Annotated in this window: 16 protein-coding genes and 1 tRNA gene; 14 read left to right on the forward strand and 3 right to left on the reverse strand. The window is 30.6% G+C overall.

What is annotated here, in order from left to right; genetic code table 11:
- Positions 1–10 precede the first annotated feature (10 nt).
- The 11 genes from murG to Q1A15_RS11880 all read left to right on the forward strand — a co-directional run bounded on the left by murG (position 11) and on the right by Q1A15_RS11880 (position 10,339).
- Positions 11–1,105 (forward strand): undecaprenyldiphospho-muramoylpentapeptide beta-N-acetylglucosaminyltransferase, encoded by a 1,095-nt coding sequence (gene murG / locus Q1A15_RS11830; protein WP_299623772.1) that lies wholly within the window; start codon positions 11–13, stop codon positions 1,103–1,105.
- Positions 1,102–2,454, forward strand: a complete 1,353-nt coding sequence (murC, locus tag Q1A15_RS11835; RefSeq protein ID WP_299623775.1) for a UDP-N-acetylmuramate--L-alanine ligase — start codon at positions 1,102–1,104, stop codon at positions 2,452–2,454. The genes murG and murC overlap by 4 nt, the downstream gene beginning before the upstream one ends.
- Positions 2,451–3,191 carry a cell division protein FtsQ/DivIB gene (locus Q1A15_RS11840; RefSeq protein ID WP_299623777.1) on the forward strand — a complete coding sequence of 247 codons (741 nt, stop codon included), beginning with the start codon at positions 2,451–2,453 and terminating at the stop codon, positions 3,189–3,191. Before murC ends, Q1A15_RS11840 begins: the two co-directional genes overlap by 4 nt.
- Positions 3,178–4,524 (forward strand): cell division protein FtsA, encoded by a 1,347-nt coding sequence (gene ftsA, locus Q1A15_RS11845; RefSeq protein WP_299623780.1) that lies wholly within the window; start codon positions 3,178–3,180, stop codon positions 4,522–4,524. Before Q1A15_RS11840 ends, ftsA begins: the two co-directional genes overlap by 14 nt.
- A gap of 46 nt (positions 4,525–4,570) precedes the next feature.
- Positions 4,571–6,433 (forward strand): cell division protein FtsZ, encoded by a 1,863-nt coding sequence (ftsZ, locus tag Q1A15_RS11850; RefSeq protein WP_299623783.1) that lies wholly within the window; start codon positions 4,571–4,573, stop codon positions 6,431–6,433.
- A 79-nt stretch (positions 6,434–6,512) separates the two neighbouring features.
- A complete protein-coding gene (locus Q1A15_RS11855; protein ID WP_299623786.1) occupies positions 6,513–6,959 on the forward strand; it encodes a GatB/YqeY domain-containing protein in 447 nt (148 codons plus the stop codon).
- 12 nt (positions 6,960–6,971) lie between these two features.
- A tRNA-Arg gene (locus tag Q1A15_RS11860) sits at positions 6,972–7,045 on the forward strand.
- A 112-nt stretch (positions 7,046–7,157) separates the two neighbouring features.
- Positions 7,158–8,012, forward strand: coding sequence for an AraC family transcriptional regulator (locus Q1A15_RS11865; protein ID WP_299623790.1), 855 nt, complete (start codon positions 7,158–7,160; stop codon positions 8,010–8,012).
- A 102-nt stretch (positions 8,013–8,114) separates the two neighbouring features.
- On the forward strand, positions 8,115–8,468 hold the full coding sequence (locus tag Q1A15_RS11870; protein WP_299623793.1) for a hypothetical protein: 354 nt from the start codon (positions 8,115–8,117) through the stop codon (positions 8,466–8,468).
- A gap of 191 nt (positions 8,469–8,659) precedes the next feature.
- Entirely contained in the window at positions 8,660–9,289 is a 630-nt protein-coding gene (locus Q1A15_RS11875; protein WP_299623796.1) for a DUF1266 domain-containing protein, read from the forward strand.
- A gap of 24 nt (positions 9,290–9,313) precedes the next feature.
- Positions 9,314–10,339: a DUF1266 domain-containing protein gene (locus tag Q1A15_RS11880; protein WP_299623799.1), complete on the forward strand. Its 1,026-nt coding sequence runs from the start codon at positions 9,314–9,316 to the stop codon at positions 10,337–10,339.
- Between the two features lie 516 nt (positions 10,340–10,855).
- Here Q1A15_RS11880 and Q1A15_RS11885 read toward each other — a convergent pair.
- The 3 genes from Q1A15_RS11885 to Q1A15_RS11895 form a co-directional block, all read right to left on the reverse strand.
- Positions 10,856–12,088 (reverse strand): N-acetylmuramoyl-L-alanine amidase, encoded by a 1,233-nt coding sequence (locus Q1A15_RS11885; protein WP_299623803.1) that lies wholly within the window; start codon positions 12,086–12,088, stop codon positions 10,856–10,858.
- Positions 12,089–12,283: 195 nt separating this feature from the next.
- Positions 12,284–12,940, reverse strand: a complete 657-nt coding sequence (gene rpe / locus Q1A15_RS11890; RefSeq protein ID WP_299623806.1) for a ribulose-phosphate 3-epimerase — start codon at positions 12,938–12,940, stop codon at positions 12,284–12,286.
- Positions 12,941–13,046: 106 nt separating this feature from the next.
- The gene (locus tag Q1A15_RS11895; RefSeq protein ID WP_075341103.1) at positions 13,047–13,910 is read right to left on the reverse strand and encodes a sigma-70 family RNA polymerase sigma factor; all 864 of its coding nucleotides are present in this window, start codon (positions 13,908–13,910) and stop codon (positions 13,047–13,049) included.
- A gap of 211 nt (positions 13,911–14,121) precedes the next feature.
- On the opposite strand from Q1A15_RS11895, the gene Q1A15_RS11900 reads away from it, so the two are divergent.
- The 3 genes from Q1A15_RS11900 to Q1A15_RS11910 are packed head-to-tail and all read left to right on the forward strand — an operon-like array spanning position 14,122 to position 15,797.
- Positions 14,122–14,694 carry a sigma-70 family RNA polymerase sigma factor gene (locus tag Q1A15_RS11900; protein ID WP_299623819.1) on the forward strand — a complete coding sequence of 191 codons (573 nt, stop codon included), beginning with the start codon at positions 14,122–14,124 and terminating at the stop codon, positions 14,692–14,694.
- A 1-nt stretch (position 14,695) separates the two neighbouring features.
- A complete protein-coding gene (locus Q1A15_RS11905) occupies positions 14,696–14,932 on the forward strand; it encodes a hypothetical protein (protein WP_299623822.1) in 237 nt (78 codons plus the stop codon).
- Between the two features lie 22 nt (positions 14,933–14,954).
- Positions 14,955–15,797, forward strand: a complete 843-nt coding sequence (locus Q1A15_RS11910; RefSeq protein ID WP_299623825.1) for a hypothetical protein — start codon at positions 14,955–14,957, stop codon at positions 15,795–15,797.
- Positions 15,798–16,058 lie beyond the last annotated feature (261 nt).

The following is a 16,058-nucleotide window of genomic DNA, read 5'->3' on the forward strand; positions in this document are numbered from 1 at the left end:
ATAGAATAAAATGGAAAAGTCAATAAATGTAATCATAAGTGGAGGAGGTACAGGAGGTCATATTTATCCTGCTATCGCAATAGCTAACGAAATAAAGTTACGCTATCCAACTGTTCGTATTTTATTTATTGGTGCAAAAGGTAAAATGGAAATGGAAAAGGTGCCGAACGCAGGGTATGAGATTAAAGGATTATGGATTTCCGGCATTCAACGAAAATTAACAATAAAGAATTTGATGTTTCCATTAAAGTTAATTAGTAGCTTATGGAATGCAAATAAGATTATAAGAAAGTTTAAGCCAGACATTGCAATAGGAACAGGTGGTTTTGCGAGTGGTCCTGCATTAATGATGGCAAGTAGAAAACGAATACCAACAGTTATTCAAGAACAAAATTCTTATCCAGGAATTACGAATAAATTACTGTCAAAAAAAGCAAATAAAATTTGTGTTGCTTACGATAATTTAGAGCGTTTCTTTCCGTTAGAAAAGATCGTGAAAACAGGGAATCCTGTGCGACAAGATTTATTGTTGATTCACACAAAGCGAGAAGAGGCACAAGAGTTTTTTAATTTGGATAAGAAAAAGAAAACTGTATTGGTAATTGGGGGAAGTTTAGGAGCTAGAAGAATAAATCAGTTGATTGCAACCGAGCTAGATTTTTTTGAAAGTCAAAATATTCAAATAGTATGGCAATGTGGAAAGCTATATTATGAAGAATACAAAGAGTTTGGAAATAAAGATCATGTGCAGATTCATCAGTTCTTAAATCGAATGGATTTAGCATATGCAGCTGCAGATTTTGTAATTTCTAGAGCCGGTGCAAGTTCGGTGTCAGAATTATGTATTGTGGGTAAGCCTACATTGTTTATTCCTTCTCCGAATGTAGCAGAAGATCACCAAACAAAAAATGCAAAATCTATTGTAGATAAGCATGGTGCGATTATGTTAAAAGAGAGTGAGTTAAATACGTTTCCTGTAGTGTTTGAAACTTTGTTAAGAGATCAAGGAAAGCAGGAAAGTTTGAGTGAAAATATTAAAGAATTGGCGTTGCCTAATGCAACAAGTCATATTGTAAACGAGATTGAACGATTAATTAGTAAGTGAATTTAAAAGATATACATACAATATATTTTATAGGAATTGGCGGTATTGGAATGAGCGCCTTAGCAAGGTATTTCTTTGCTAATGGTAAAATGGTTGCTGGTTACGATAAAACTCCGTCTCCAATTACTAAAAGTTTACAAGAATTAGGAATTGAAATTCATTTTGAAGATGATTTGGAATTGCTTCCAAAAGAAGTATTTTCTAAAGAAAGTTCTTTGATTGTATATACACCAGCTGTGCCTAAAAATCATAGCGAATTAAATCATTTTATTGATAGTAATTTTAAAGTTTTAAAGCGAGCTGAAATTTTAGGAAGCATAACTAAAAACACATATTGTTTAGCAGTTGCTGGTACACATGGTAAAACAACAACATCTTCAATATTAGGTCATATTATGCAACCTTCAGAAGCTACAGCTTTTCTAGGAGGAATTGCAGAGAATTATAATTCGAATCTAATTTTAGGTAAAGATGAAATTTCAGTTGTAGAAGCAGATGAATTCGATCGTTCTTTTCTACATCTTTCACCAAATATCGCATGTATTACTTCTATGGATGCTGATCATTTAGATATTTATGGTGAACACGATGCTTTATTAGACTCATTTCAGGAGTTTTCAAATAAGGTTTCAGATACTTTGGTTATTGCTAAAGGTTTGCCTTTAGAAGGATTGACATATGCTATTGAAGAAGATGCAGATTATATAGCTCAAAATATTAGAATAAGTGAAGGTGTCTACATTTTTGATATAAAAACACCAAAAGGAAATATAGAAGATATTGAGTTTTCTTTACCAGGAAGACATAATATTATGAATGCGTTAGCGGCATTAGCGTTAGCAGATATTTATGGTGTTTCTTTAGCAGATATAAAAGAAAGATTAGCGAGTTTTTCTGGGGTACAACGTCGATTTGTATATAAATTAAAAACAGAAGAAAAAGTTCTAATTGATGATTATGCACATCATCCAACAGAGATTAATGCTGTAGAAAATGCAGTTCGTGAAATGTTTCCAAATGATAAAGTGACTGTTGTTTTTCAGCCACATTTATTTAGTCGAACAAAAGATTTTGTTGATGATTTTGCGTCATCACTTTCAAAGTTTGATGAAGTTTGTTTGCTAGATATTTATCCAGCTAGAGAGTTGCCAATTGAAGGTGTAACTTCTTCATGGTTACTAGATAAGATTACATCAGAAAGTAAGCAATTGTTATCTAAAGAAGCTTTGGTAGAGAATATTGCAAAAACGAATTCAAAAGTTGTTGTAATGTTAGGCGCTGGTGATATTGGATTACTTGTAGATGAGGTAAAAAATGAATTAATAAAAGAATACAATTTAGAAGGATGAAGAAGTTGTTGAAATATTTTGTGTTCATAGGTTTGTTAATTGTAATGCTGTTTTTATATGGTTTTACAAAGAATAGAAATCAAAGAAAAGTAGTAGAGGCAATAGCTGTAGAATTTAATGAAGGATCGAATCCTTTCTTAACACACGAATCGGTTAATAAATTGTTAATACAAAGTCAAGTGACGGTTAAAAACGAACCGAAAAGTGTATTAGATTTACACCATCTAGAGAATAGGGTAACGTCAAATCCTTATGTTGAAAAAGCGCGAGTTTTTATAACGCTTGGGGGAGTGTTGAAAACTCATATAACGCAAAAGGAACCTATTGCTAGAATTTTTTCTGATAACGAGGTGTACTATATTGACAAAGAGGGAGCTAAGATCCCGTTATCATCAAGCTTTTCAGCACGTGTGCCAATAGTAAATGGAGATAATCTGTCTGATGATTTACCAGAAATAACAGAATTAATTCTGCTCATTTCTAATGATGATTTCTTACAGAAAGAAATAACTGGTATTCAAAGATCAGCAAATGATGAGTATGTTTTTACTGTACGAAGTGGAGACTATAGAGTTGTGTTCGGAAAGTATCAGAATGTAAATTTGAAGTTTAAAAAATTGAAAGCTTTTTACAATAAAGCAATCAAAGACAAAACGATAAAAAAATATAAAATAATAAACCTTAAGTATCACAACCAAGTGGTATGTACAAAAGAAAATCAAGATGGAGAACAATAAAATCGCAGTTGGTTTAGATATTGGTACAACCAAGATTGTTGCCATGATTGGTCGTAAGAACGAATACAATAAAATAGAAGTTCTTGGCATTGGTAAAGCAAAAAGCTTGGGTGTGAAAAGAGGAGTGGTGAATAATATCACACAAACAATTCAGTCGATACAACAAGCAGTAGATGAAGCAGAAAGTGTATCTGGACAAAGAATTGAAAATGTAGTTGTAGGTATTGCTGGTCAGCATATCAGAAGTTTACATCACAGTGATTACATAACTAGAACAAATGCTGATGAAGTAATTCAAGAAGAAGATATTGATAATTTAGTAAATCAAGTACATAAACTGGTAATGTTACCAGGTGAGGAAATTATTCATGTTTTACCTCAAGAATTTAAAGTAGATAGCCAACCAGATATTAAAGAGCCTATTGGTATGTATGGAGGAAGGTTAGAAGCTAATTTTCATGTTGTTGTAGGTCAGGTTTCATCAATAAGAAATATTGGTCGATGTGTAAAAAGTGCAGGATTAAATCTTTCAGATATTACACTAGAACCTTTAGCATCTGCTTCAGCAGTATTAAGTCAAGAAGAGAAAGAAGCCGGAGTTGCTTTAATTGATATAGGTGGTGGTACAACAGATTTAGCCATTTTTAAAGATGGAATTATTCGTCATACAGCTGTAATTCCTTTCGGAGGAAATGTAATTACTGAAGACATTAAAGAAGGATGCTCAATTATTGAGAAACAAGCAGAGTTATTAAAGATAAAGTTTGGTTCAGCTTGGCCAGGAGAAAATAAAGAAACAGAAATTGTTTCTATTCCAGGTTTAAGAGGAAGAGAGCCAAAAGAAATTACGTTAAAGAATTTATCTAAAATCATTCATGCTAGAGTTCAGGAAATTATCGAGCATGTATATTTAGAAATCAAAAATTACGGACACGAAACTCAAAAAGGCAAACTAATTGCAGGTATAGTTTTAACAGGTGGAGGTTCACAATTAAAACATTTACGTCAATTAGTAGAATACATTACAGGTATGGATACTCGTATTGGTTATCCTAATGAACATTTGGCTGGTGGTAGTGATGATGTTTTATCGAGTCCTTCTTATGCAACAGCAGTTGGTTTATTAATGGAAGGTTTAGATAAGTTTGATAAAGAAGAACCAATAATCGTGGTAAATGATATTGAACCTCAAGCTAAAGTTGAAGAAGAGCAACAGGTAGTTGAAGAAGAAAAAACAGAAAAGAGAGAAGAATATAGGCCAAAGCCTAAGGGTAAATCGTTTTTAGAGAAATTTACAGAACGATTTAAAGAGTTTTTAGATAACGCAGAATAAGAGATAAAGAAATTAAGGGATTAAACAAACAAAAAGAAGAGTTATTATGAGCGCAGAATTTGATAACATTTCATTTGATATGCCAAAAACACAATCGAATACGATTAAAGTAATTGGTGTAGGTGGTGGAGGTAGTAATGCAGTAAATCACATGTATAGTAAACAAATTCATGGAGTAGACTTCGTGATTTGTAATACAGATTCGCAAGCATTAGAAAACAGTCCAATACCAAATAAAATACAGTTAGGAGCACACTTAACTTCTGGTTTAGGAGCAGGAGCAAATCCTGAAATTGGTGCACAAGCTGCAGCAGAAAGTATACAAGAAATACAGCAAATGTTAAACACACATACAAAAATGGTGTTTATTACTGCTGGTATGGGTGGTGGTACTGGTACAGGTGCTGCACCAATCATAGCAAAAATTGCTAAAGATATGGACATATTAACGGTAGGAATCGTTACTATGCCTTTCCAGTTTGAAGGAAGAATGCGCTCAAAACAAGCTCAAAAAGGAATTGACGAACTGCGTAAGAATGTCGATTCTTTAATTGTTATCAATAATAATAAACTGCGTGAAGTTTACGGAAATTTAGGATTCAAATCTGGTTTCTCTAAGGCAGACGAAGTATTAGCAACTGCAGCCAAAGGTATTGCAGAAGTAATTACACATCACTACAAGCAAAATATCGATTTACACGATGCAAAAACGGTATTAGCAAATAGTGGAACTGCAATTATGGGATCGGCTAAAGAATCTGGTGCAGATCGTGCAAAGAATGCGATCGTAAAAGCTTTAGATTCTCCGTTATTAAACGACAACAAGATTACAGGAGCTAAAAATGTATTATTATTAATTGTTTCTGGAACGAATGAAGTAACTCTTGATGAAATAGGAGAGATTAATGATTACATCCAAACCGAAGCAGGTTACGATGCAAACATTATCATGGGTATTGGTGAAGATGAAAGTATAGAAGAAGGTATTTCTGTTACTATTGTAGCAACAGGATTTGCTTTAGATCAGCAGAATACAATCAATAATACAGAAACTAAGAAGATTGTTCATACTCTAGAAGATGAGCAAAAAGCTACATATGAGTTTGACTCAAAACCAGTAATAAATACTCCTCCAGTTAGCGAGCCTGTAGCTCCAAAAGTTGAAAAGGTTGTACATGTTTTAGATCTTGAAGAGAAAGAAGAGCCTAAAAATACTTTAGTTAAAACTACAGAAGCAATAAAAAATATCGATGTAGTTTTTGAAGAAGTAAATTACAGAGCTGTTGCAGAAGAGGATTTCATCATTACTAACATAACAGAACCTGTTGTAGAGGAGAAAGTTGAAGAAACTCCACCGATTCAGCAAAATTTATTATTTGATTTACCTTTAAATTCTTTTGAGGAGATAAAGCCAACATCAACAACTCAAAATGATTATATAGAAACTACTGAGGCTATAAAAAATATTGAAGTAGAGTTTGAAGAAGTGAAGCCACAGGTTGAAAAGCGTTTTGTTTTAGAAGATTTTGATATTAAACCAACAATTGGTAAAAGCTCTACTCCAGCAATCGAAATAGAAGAGGAAGCATTACAATTTGAAGTAAGAACAAAAACAGAAGATGAAATTAATTCAGAAGATGATTCAGATGCTTCTCCATTGAGTTTAACAATTTCTGAACTTCAAAAAAGAGCGCAGGAGCGAAGAGAAAAAATGAAAGGATTCAATTATAAGTTTTCTGATAAAGTAAACAAAAATATTGATGAAATAGAACGCCAGCCAGCTTACAAAAGATTAGGTGTTGATTTAGACGTGAATACTAAATTGAGTGAAAAGAAAACACCTTTAAATACTAAGGATGATGAGTTTTTACGTTCTAATAATTCATTTTTACATGATAATGTAGATTAATATTATAAAGAAATAATAAAATGAAAATCCTGAGAAATCAGGATTTTTTTTATCGTTATATTTGAAAAAAAGAGAACTCATGAGTGTACAACAAGAAGTAATGAATAAAATGAAAGAAGCTATGAAATCGAAAGATACTGTAGCTTTAACTGCATTAAGAGCTTTAAAATCTGCTTTTATGTTAGCTAAAACAGAAGCTGGTGCTGGCGAATTATCTAGTGATCAAGAATTAAAAATAATTCAAAAGCAAGTAAAGCAAAGAAAAGATAGTGCAGAAGTATTTGTGAGTCAAAATAGACAAGATTTAGCTGATCCTGAATTGGCTGAAGCTAAAGTTTTAGAACAATTTTTACCTGAAGCTTTAAGTGAAGAAGCAATAGCTGAAGTTGTTGTTGCTGTCATAGCAGAAGTGAACGCTGAAGGAATGAAAGATATGGGTAAAGTAATGGGAATTGTTTCTAAAAAATTAGCAGGTCAAGCAGATGGAAAAACAATTTCTACCATAGTTAAGCAAAAATTAGCTTAAATAATATAGGACGACCTAGTAGTTCAACTGGATAGAATATCAGATTTCGGCTCTGAGGGTTGGGGGTTCGAGTCCTCCCTGGGTCGCTATTTCATATATGACTTAGCACAATTTCTAATTATTATTTACTGTAATTAAAATCTATCAATAGTAGATGTAATAGCGTTGGTATTAAAATGCGTATCTTTAAAATCGTAAATGAATCGTGATTATATCCATATTAACGACTTTGTAATTTTAGTTGAGGAAGCCAATTCAACTGAAATTGAAACTGATACTTGTTATTTTGATGAACCAGTAATAGCTGTTGCTTTTTACGGAGCTGGTAATGTAGATTTATCAGTTAAATATGGAGAAGATCAAAAAGATTTCAATTATACAAAAGGGTTATCACTTTCTTTTTACGCAGACCAAAATGTAGAGTTTGAACATACCGTTAGTTCCAATAAAAGTTTAAAATGTATTGTTGTAGCTACGAAGTTGAGTAAGCTTGAGCAATTACCAAACGAAGAAGGAGAATTATTTTCTGATTTATTAAAAGAATTAGTAAATCCTAAAGACCATTATGTAGAAGGACCAAGTTTTTACATGACACCAGAAATGGAAAATATTGTTGATGGTTTTTTCTCTAATGCATTTACAGGTAAAACTAAGATGATGTTCTTTAGAAGCCAAATTACGGCTTTATTATCTCATTTCTTTGGCCGATTAGCGTTAAAGCAAGAAGAAGCATCAAAACCACATCATAGAGAGCAATTGAATAAGGCTAGAACTATTTTATTAGAAAATTTAGATAATCCGCCTTCACTTTCAGAACTTTCTAAAGCAATCGGATTTAATACTACTAGACTAAAAAAAGAGTTCAAGGCAATTTTTGGAGTACCAGTTTTTAAATATCTTCAAAACGAAAGGTTGATTTCTGCTCATAAACTTATTAGTGAAAAAGAAGCTACAGTTCAAGAAGCTGCTTGGCAAGTAGGATACGATAGTTTAAGTTCGTTTTCTAATGCTTTCGCTAAAAAATTTGGTTATCGACCAAGTCAAATTAAATAATACACAATACACTTTTCGAACAAATCTTACTTCCGTTAGAATAAATCATTCATAGCGCTTCTATGCAATTTTGTGTCATCATAAATTTTAAAAATAAAAGTGATGATCGTTTTAGCAAAATTAATCTTAGGAATTTGTTTTAGTTATATAGCTGAAAATAATACACCTCAAAAAAATAATGAATATACAGTCCTAACCACTGTTGATTCTTATGCAGTAAAAGATTCAATAAAAACCAAAGCGTTTGAAGTATTAACGAATAAATGTAATGTTTGTCATAAAAGACGAAACAGATATAGAGTTTTTACTGAAGACAATATGAATGGTTGGTCTAAAGATGTATATGTACAAGTTTTTGTAAAAAAACGAATGCCAAAAGGTAGAAGAATTAAATTAACTGAAGAAGAATACAAAGATCTAGAAACTTGGATTTCAACTGTAAAAAATAAAAATTAATATCAATCAATCCCTCATTAGAATTTAGGTTTTAAAACCTAAATTATATATTGAAGTAAAATAGAAAAACTTCACAAAGAAAATCAAAAGTTTCACAAAGAATTATCCACACCTCATTAGTGTTTTAATTGTATCCATTGTAAATAAAATAATTTTACTGTCTAACTATATATCTATAAATCAATCAAAAAATGAAGTCAGTAAAAAATATAATCGTATTAGTTTTTTCAGTAGTTACACTTACATCTTGTGGAGGTAAGAAAGAACAAATCCAAGATAAAGAATTAAGTAGTTTCATGTTAGGAGGAATCTACTTTTTAAATGGTTACGGAGGTACAGATAATGTTGTAAAAATGATGAAAGATGCTGATTATACATCTGATGAACAATTGGTGAGCGGTTACAAAGAAATTTTTCAATTTGCTTTCGAAAAATCTCAAGGAAGAGACATTAAAAGAATGTTTAAATCTATGTGGGATATTTCTAATAAAAAGGAACTATTAGAAAGTATTAATGATTTAAAAACTAGAGAGCATAAATATAAAGCTTGGGATTATGCTCGTATCATTAATAACGCATCTATGGGATATGCAGCTAGTTGGTTGTCTAAAGACGAAGTAAAGCAAATTGTACAAGAAATATTACCATTAGCTCAGGAAAGATTTGAAAATTGGGAAACTTATTATGTAGATTTTAATAAAGGAAGAATCGATTGGAATGCAAATGATGATCAGGCTGAATCTTTTGAAAAAATCGCGAAGAATATTACTACTTACGAAAACTCGATATACAAAATATTACCATTACATACAGCTGAATAGTTTATGATATTTTAAAATAAGAATATGCTAGAGGATAAAAAATACGAGTATAAAGACAGAATATCATATACAAATTTTATATGGCCAGTTATTGGTTTTTTTTCTATTTATACAGGATTAACAAGTACAGCAGGATTGGCTTATCGAGGTAAATTAATTTTACCATATCCAACAAGTTCGTACTTTTTAATTTTAGTTGGTTTTATATTATTACTACCGCTTATTAGATTGTTTTTTACAATGAGGAAAAAGCATTTTGTAATCTTGACAGAAGATGAGATAGAGTTTACCAAAGGTTTTTTTAGAACTAAGCATGTAGAAATTAATTACAGTACTATTAAGGCTATAAATTTTGAAGAAGATGAAGAGGATGGAAAATCAGTGCTAATTGATTTTGGAAAATTTTTTGATCATGAATTACATGAAAGGAAGTTTTCTTCATCAAATGTTTTTTCTGATTTTTCAAGAGAACTTCTTGAAAGAAGAAAACAAAGTAACGATCAAGAACTTCGAAGTTTTATGCTTGGAGGAATTTATTTTATATATGGATATGGAGGGATAAGTGAAGTACAGAAAATAATCAAACAAGATAAACCTTCAGAAAAAAGAGTACATGAAGCTTTAGTGAATAGTTATAGGGAGATTTTCGTTTTTGCTTTTGATAAAGATCAGGAAGAAGAAATTAAAGATACATACAAGCAAAGATGGGGAGTTTACGATAGAGAAAGTCTTTTGAAAAAAATTAATGATTTTAAAACTAGAAATAGTAAGTATAAAGCTTGGGATTTTACTAGAATTATACAAATAGCTTCAATGGGGTATGCTTGTAGTTATCTAGAAAAAGAAGAAGTTAAATCAATAGCTTTAGAAATATTGTTTTTAGCACAAAAGGAATATGAAAATTGGGAAGCGTACTATCTAGATTTCATCAAGGGAAGAACAGATTGGAATCCACAAGATCATGAAAAAGAACTTTATAGTGATTTAGCTAAGAATTTAAGTGTTTATGATAATTCTATATATAAAATACTTCCGCTACGTGATTCGTAGTGTCTTTTAATAAAACAAATTATTTTTAAGTTAATAATATGAAAAGGTGGAACTATTTAGTTCCACCTTTTTTAATTTTTATTTCGTCTTTTTAATTCGCTTTAGTAATTAAAAACAACTAGTTGTATCGTATAGACATACACCAGAATTGCCGGATCCGAATCTCACACATGCAAATATGCAAAACGGACTGTCATCTAGAATACAATCTGAATCTGTAGCACAATTGAAAGGTACCATACCGCCAGTAATGTTTTTTTGTTCGTTTTTACTTATTTCTTTAATCCCTTTAATATTTGAAAATTTTTTAAACATAAGTTTTACGTATTAAAATTAGATTTATTTCTCTGATCTATTTTCGACATTCAGAGTTTATGTCTATTTCCGTACGCGTTAAGAAATTCAAAAACTATAGCATATTAAATATAGAAATCATTTATTCAAAATTTACTCGTCCCATCAAAATGTGACGTAATTCATTGAATTGTATAAGAATTAGATAGTTAAGGGATGAAATTAAATAGTTTTTAAAGCTTTATAAATAGCTTTAGCTATTTTTTCTTGACCTTTTTCAGATGTTAAGTTGTTTTTATCCTTAGGGTTAGATAAATATCCTAATTCAATTAATGTAGACGGGCATTCAACTTTTTTCAATATATGTGAATTCATATTTTGAATAGTATTCACTTTTAATTTCTCAGACATTGATGTTAGAAAAGATTCTGTTATCGTTGTCGATTTGTCTTTATATTCACTCTTATTACTGGTGAAAAAATTAATGCCATTCATTTCTTCTAAACCGCTACTAGCAACATGCAAAGAAATCACATAATCTGCTTTTAAGTTATTGATGTATTCAACTCTTTTATTTAGCGATATAAACTGGTCAGAAGATCGAGTTAAGAAAATTTCTATTTCCTTATTATTTTTTGAAAGTTCTTTTACTTTATTAGCAATAGCTAGCGTGATTCTTTTTTCTTGAAGTTCTTCTGTAAAAACACCACTATCTCTACCACCATGACCAACATCTAAGATGATTGTTTTTTTCAAAATCCCTGTACCAAAAGGAGATTTAGCATTCAGATCATAATCACGATAAAAACCAAATTTTTTCTTTTTAGAATTTAAGTTATCAGCAAAGAAATAACCATTGAATCCATCATTACAATCAACAAAACATCCAATAGCAGAAAGCTTATTATCATTATCAAAAGTTAGTTGTTTATAATCTATGGTAATGCCTTTATTCTTTAAGTTGTTTTTAATAGTAATTAACTCATCAAAAGTTAATTCGTTTGTAAAAGCAACTTTTACAGGTTCAATTAATTCATTTTCACTAGTAATTGTGATGGCAGTATTTTTTGGACCTTGAGCATTTATTTTATTAGTAAATAAAAAAATAGATGTAGCAATAAGCAAGCAGAAACTACTTAGTATAGAAACTTTTTTCATTGTATTTGTTTTTAGGTTAAATAAATCTTTAACAAATTCAATGGAGTTACGAAAAGTATCTTTTGATTTTTTCTTTTTAGAAATGTTTGTGTCCGGATTTTCATATGCACGAAAAAAATCAAAATCTAAAGCTTCGGCAATTTGTTTTATAGTGTAAGCTCTAGGAGTAACTTTACCTGCTTCAATTCGCTGAATAGTACGTAAAGAAATATTACATAAATCAGCAACTTCAGTTTGTGTTAACCCTTTAGATTTTCTTACCTCAATTAATTGCTCTCTGAAACTCATTTTTTTCATTCCATTAGAATTTTTAACAAGATTAAAGTCATTTCAAAAAAACTCAAAGTTTTTACCTTGTATTTCGTACGACATTTATATGTCACTTGCTTGTATAGTGTTGGTTTTTAGTAGTTTTTGAATAAAAGAAAACACATGCATAAAAACTTTAATTAAAGCTTTATACATGTGTTTTAAAGATACTTATTATGTTGTTTAATTACAAATTGCTTTTAAATCTGCAATAGTTTCAGTAGGATTATCACTTTTAAAAACGAAACTTCCAGCAACTAAAACATCGGCTCCAGCTTCTGTTAATTGTTTAGCATTTTTATTGGTAACTCCACCATCTATTTCAATTAAAGTACTTGCATTAGCAGCTGTAATTAATTCTTTTAATTGAGAAACTTTCTTGTATGTGTTTTCAATAAATGATTGTCCACCAAAGCCCGGGTTAACACTCATAATACATACTAAATCTAAATCGTTGATGATATCTTCTAGAACTGTTACAGGAGTATGAGGATTTAAAGCTACACCAGCTTTCATTCCATTGGCTTTAATAGCTTGAATAGTTCTATGTAAATGAGTACAAGCTTCGTAGTGTACTGTTAAAATATCAGCTCCTAAATCTGCAAAAGTCTTAATGTATCTATCAGGATCAACAATCATTAAATGTACGTCGATTGTCTTCTTAGCATGTGAAGAAATTGCTTTCAATACAGGCATTCCAAAAGAAATATTAGGAACGAAAACGCCATCCATAATATCTATATGAAACCAATCAGCTTTACTGTCATTTACTAGTTCTACATCACGTTGTAGATTTCCAAAATCTGCAGCTAAAATAGAAGGTGCTATTAATTTACTCATGTTTGTTGTGTTGTGTTTGTAATTGGCTGCAAAAGTATATATAAAAAAAGAAAACTCTCTTTAAATAAGAGAGTTTTCGAAATATATGTAGTTAGTTTTTTACTAATTACCCTAAGTAAGTCATAAGGATCTTACTTCTAGATGTGTGTTTTAAGCGTCTAATTGCTTTTTCTTTAATTTGACGAACACGTTCTCTTGTTAAATCAAAAGTTTCACCAATTTCTTCAAGAGTCATTGGTTGGTGTTCTCCTAAACCAAAGTATAATCTAACAACATCAGCTTCACGTGGAGTTAACGTTTCTAAAGCTCTATTAATCTCGATACGTAAAGATTCGTGTAATAATGTTTTATCTGGATTTGGTGATTCACCAGAATTTAATACATCATATAAGTTAGAATCTTCACCTTCAATTAAAGGAGCATCCATAGATACGTGACGACCAGAATTCTTCATAGATTCTTTTACGTCACTTACCGTCATATCTAATTTCTTAGCAATCTCTTCAGCACTAGGAGGTCTTTCGTTCTCTTGCTCAAGGAAAGCATACATTTTATTGATCTTGTTAATCGAACCAATTTTGTTTAATGGTAAACGAACAATACGAGATTGCTCAGCTAACGCTTGTAAAATTGATTGACGAATCCACCATACAGCATAAGAGATAAATTTAAAACCTCTTGTTTCATCAAAACGTTTTGCAGCTTTTATTAAACCTAAATTACCTTCATTAATAAGATCTGGTAATGTTAATCCTTGATTCTGATATTGTTTAGCAACCGATACCACAAAACGTAAGTTGGCTTTAGTTAATTTTTCTAAAGCTCTTTGGTCACCAGCTTTAATTCGCTGCGCTAACTCTACTTCTTCATCAGCAGTAATTAAATCTACTTTACCAATTTCTTGTAAGTATTTATCTAAAGACGCAGTTTCTCTGTTGGTTACCTGTTTTGTAATTTTAAGTTGTCTCATACACGTTTAATTTTACTTTATCTAATCGTTCCATGTAGTTATACGTTCACATATCAAAAAATGTTACAAAAAAGTTTACTTTTTTTTGAAAAAAAGTTTTCAATTGAATTTGAAGTGTTAATTTTAACATTGAATTGATTAAAAAGTGACCTTATTAATTTTTTTGTGTCTTATAAAAACTCGACCAAAAACTTTAGTAAGAAAAAGACTATTGAAGACTAACAATATTAATAAATTAAGCGACGAAGAGCTTGTACAAAAGATCGTAGAGAAAAACGATACGCATTTGTTTGCTGTGCTGTATGATAGATATGCAGGATTAGTATACAACAAATGTTACGGTTTCTCTAAGAGTAAAGAAGAGGCTCAAGATTTAACACATGATGTGTTTGTACGCCTGTTTATTAAATTGAGAAGTTTCAAAGGACGATCTAAGTTTTCAACTTGGCTGTATTCTTTTACTTACAATTTTTGTGTAAATTATGTACAGAGAAACACAGCAAAGAAAAACGAAAAGATAACTGTAGTAACAGATGTGATAAAAGATGAAGACGCAGATGTAGATGAAATTGACGATGCTTCTTTATTTGAATTAAAATCTGATAAGCTAGCTAAGGCTCTAGAAATAATAGATCCTTCAGATAAAATGATATTATTAATGAAATATCAAGATGATATGAGCATTAAAGATATTCAGTTAGCATTAGATTTAGGATCGAGCGCAGTAAAAATGCGTATAAAGAGAGCCAAGGAAAAAGTAGTTAAAGCGTATAACGATTTATAAAATGGATAATCCGTTTAAGAAAATATTGACAAATCAAGAGCTACCGGAAGTACTTAAAGAAAAAGTGCTTAACGACGTAGCTATGATAAAACTGTCTATAGATATGGCGGATTTATTCGTGGTTAAATACCCGAGTGCTATTGGGGATTTAATTTCTGGAGGAGGTAAAGATGAAACTCAAGTGAAAAAGAAAGAAAAAGGAGACCAAAAAGATGATAACCAATCTGATAAAGAATAAATACTAACTAATAACTAAATTTATGCAAGAACAAGTAAAAGAAACTGTACAAGGAGGAGGGATAGATGTGTTGAAGCCGTTTCAAGAAGTTTTTCAAAAAATAGCAGATAGTTTACCTACTGTTGCAGGTTTTATAGCTTATGTAATTGTAGCGTGGATTTTGATTCGTGTATTTTTATTTGTTTTAAGGAAGTTTTTAGCAAAAACTAATATAGATCAATGGTCTGAAAAATTAAGTGAAACTAAAATTTTTGGAGATAGTACAATAAATATTGTTTTAACTAAGGTGATATTAGGAGTCATAAAATGGTTCTTAATTTTGGTTTTTGTAATGGCAGGTGCTAGTATTTTTGGATTAGATGGCGTGTCTAGAGGTATAGCAAGTTTCTTCTCTTATTTACCAAATCTAATAACAGCTCTAGCTATTTTTGCTGGAGGAGCTTATTTGGGAACTATGGTAAAAAAAGCTATTCAAGGAATGTTTAAGTCGCTTGAAATTAGTGGAGGTAACGTAGTTGGTAATATAGCTTTTTATTTAATAGTTGTTTTTCTTTCTATTACTGCTCTAGATCAAGCAGGTGTAGATACTTCAGTAATAAAAAGTAATTTAACATTAGTTATAGGTTCTGTATTATTAGCATTTACCATTGCTTTTGGTTTAGGAGCAAAAGATGCTGTGACAAGATTATTATTTGGATATTATTCAAGAAGAAATATTACTATTGGTGTTACGATACAAATAGGTGATGTAGAAGGAGTAGTAGTTGCTATTGATAATATTTGTATGACAATAGAAACGAATACCGGAAAAATCATACTTCCAATTAAGGAAGTAGTTGATAATAAAATAATTATTAAGAAATAATTATTTTATTAATATTTTTCGATTATATTTGTGATGTTTACTTTGTATTATATTTATAAGAGATTTTCTCTTAGAAAAATTTAAATATAAATTATTTGGTAGATTTCGGGGGACTTCTATCTACAGATTTGCGTAGTGAGCAAATCATTAAAAGGACTAGTTTACTAGTCCTTTTTTGTTTTCTTAATTATTTTTTCACTGAAAAACCTTTTGATAAATAGGATGTTAAAGCTTTTTTCGAGCTTTTTCTGATTTACGTTG

The sequence above is a fragment of the uncultured Tenacibaculum sp. genome (assembly GCF_947495995.1).
GTDB lineage: Bacteria > Bacteroidota > Bacteroidia > Flavobacteriales > Flavobacteriaceae > Polaribacter.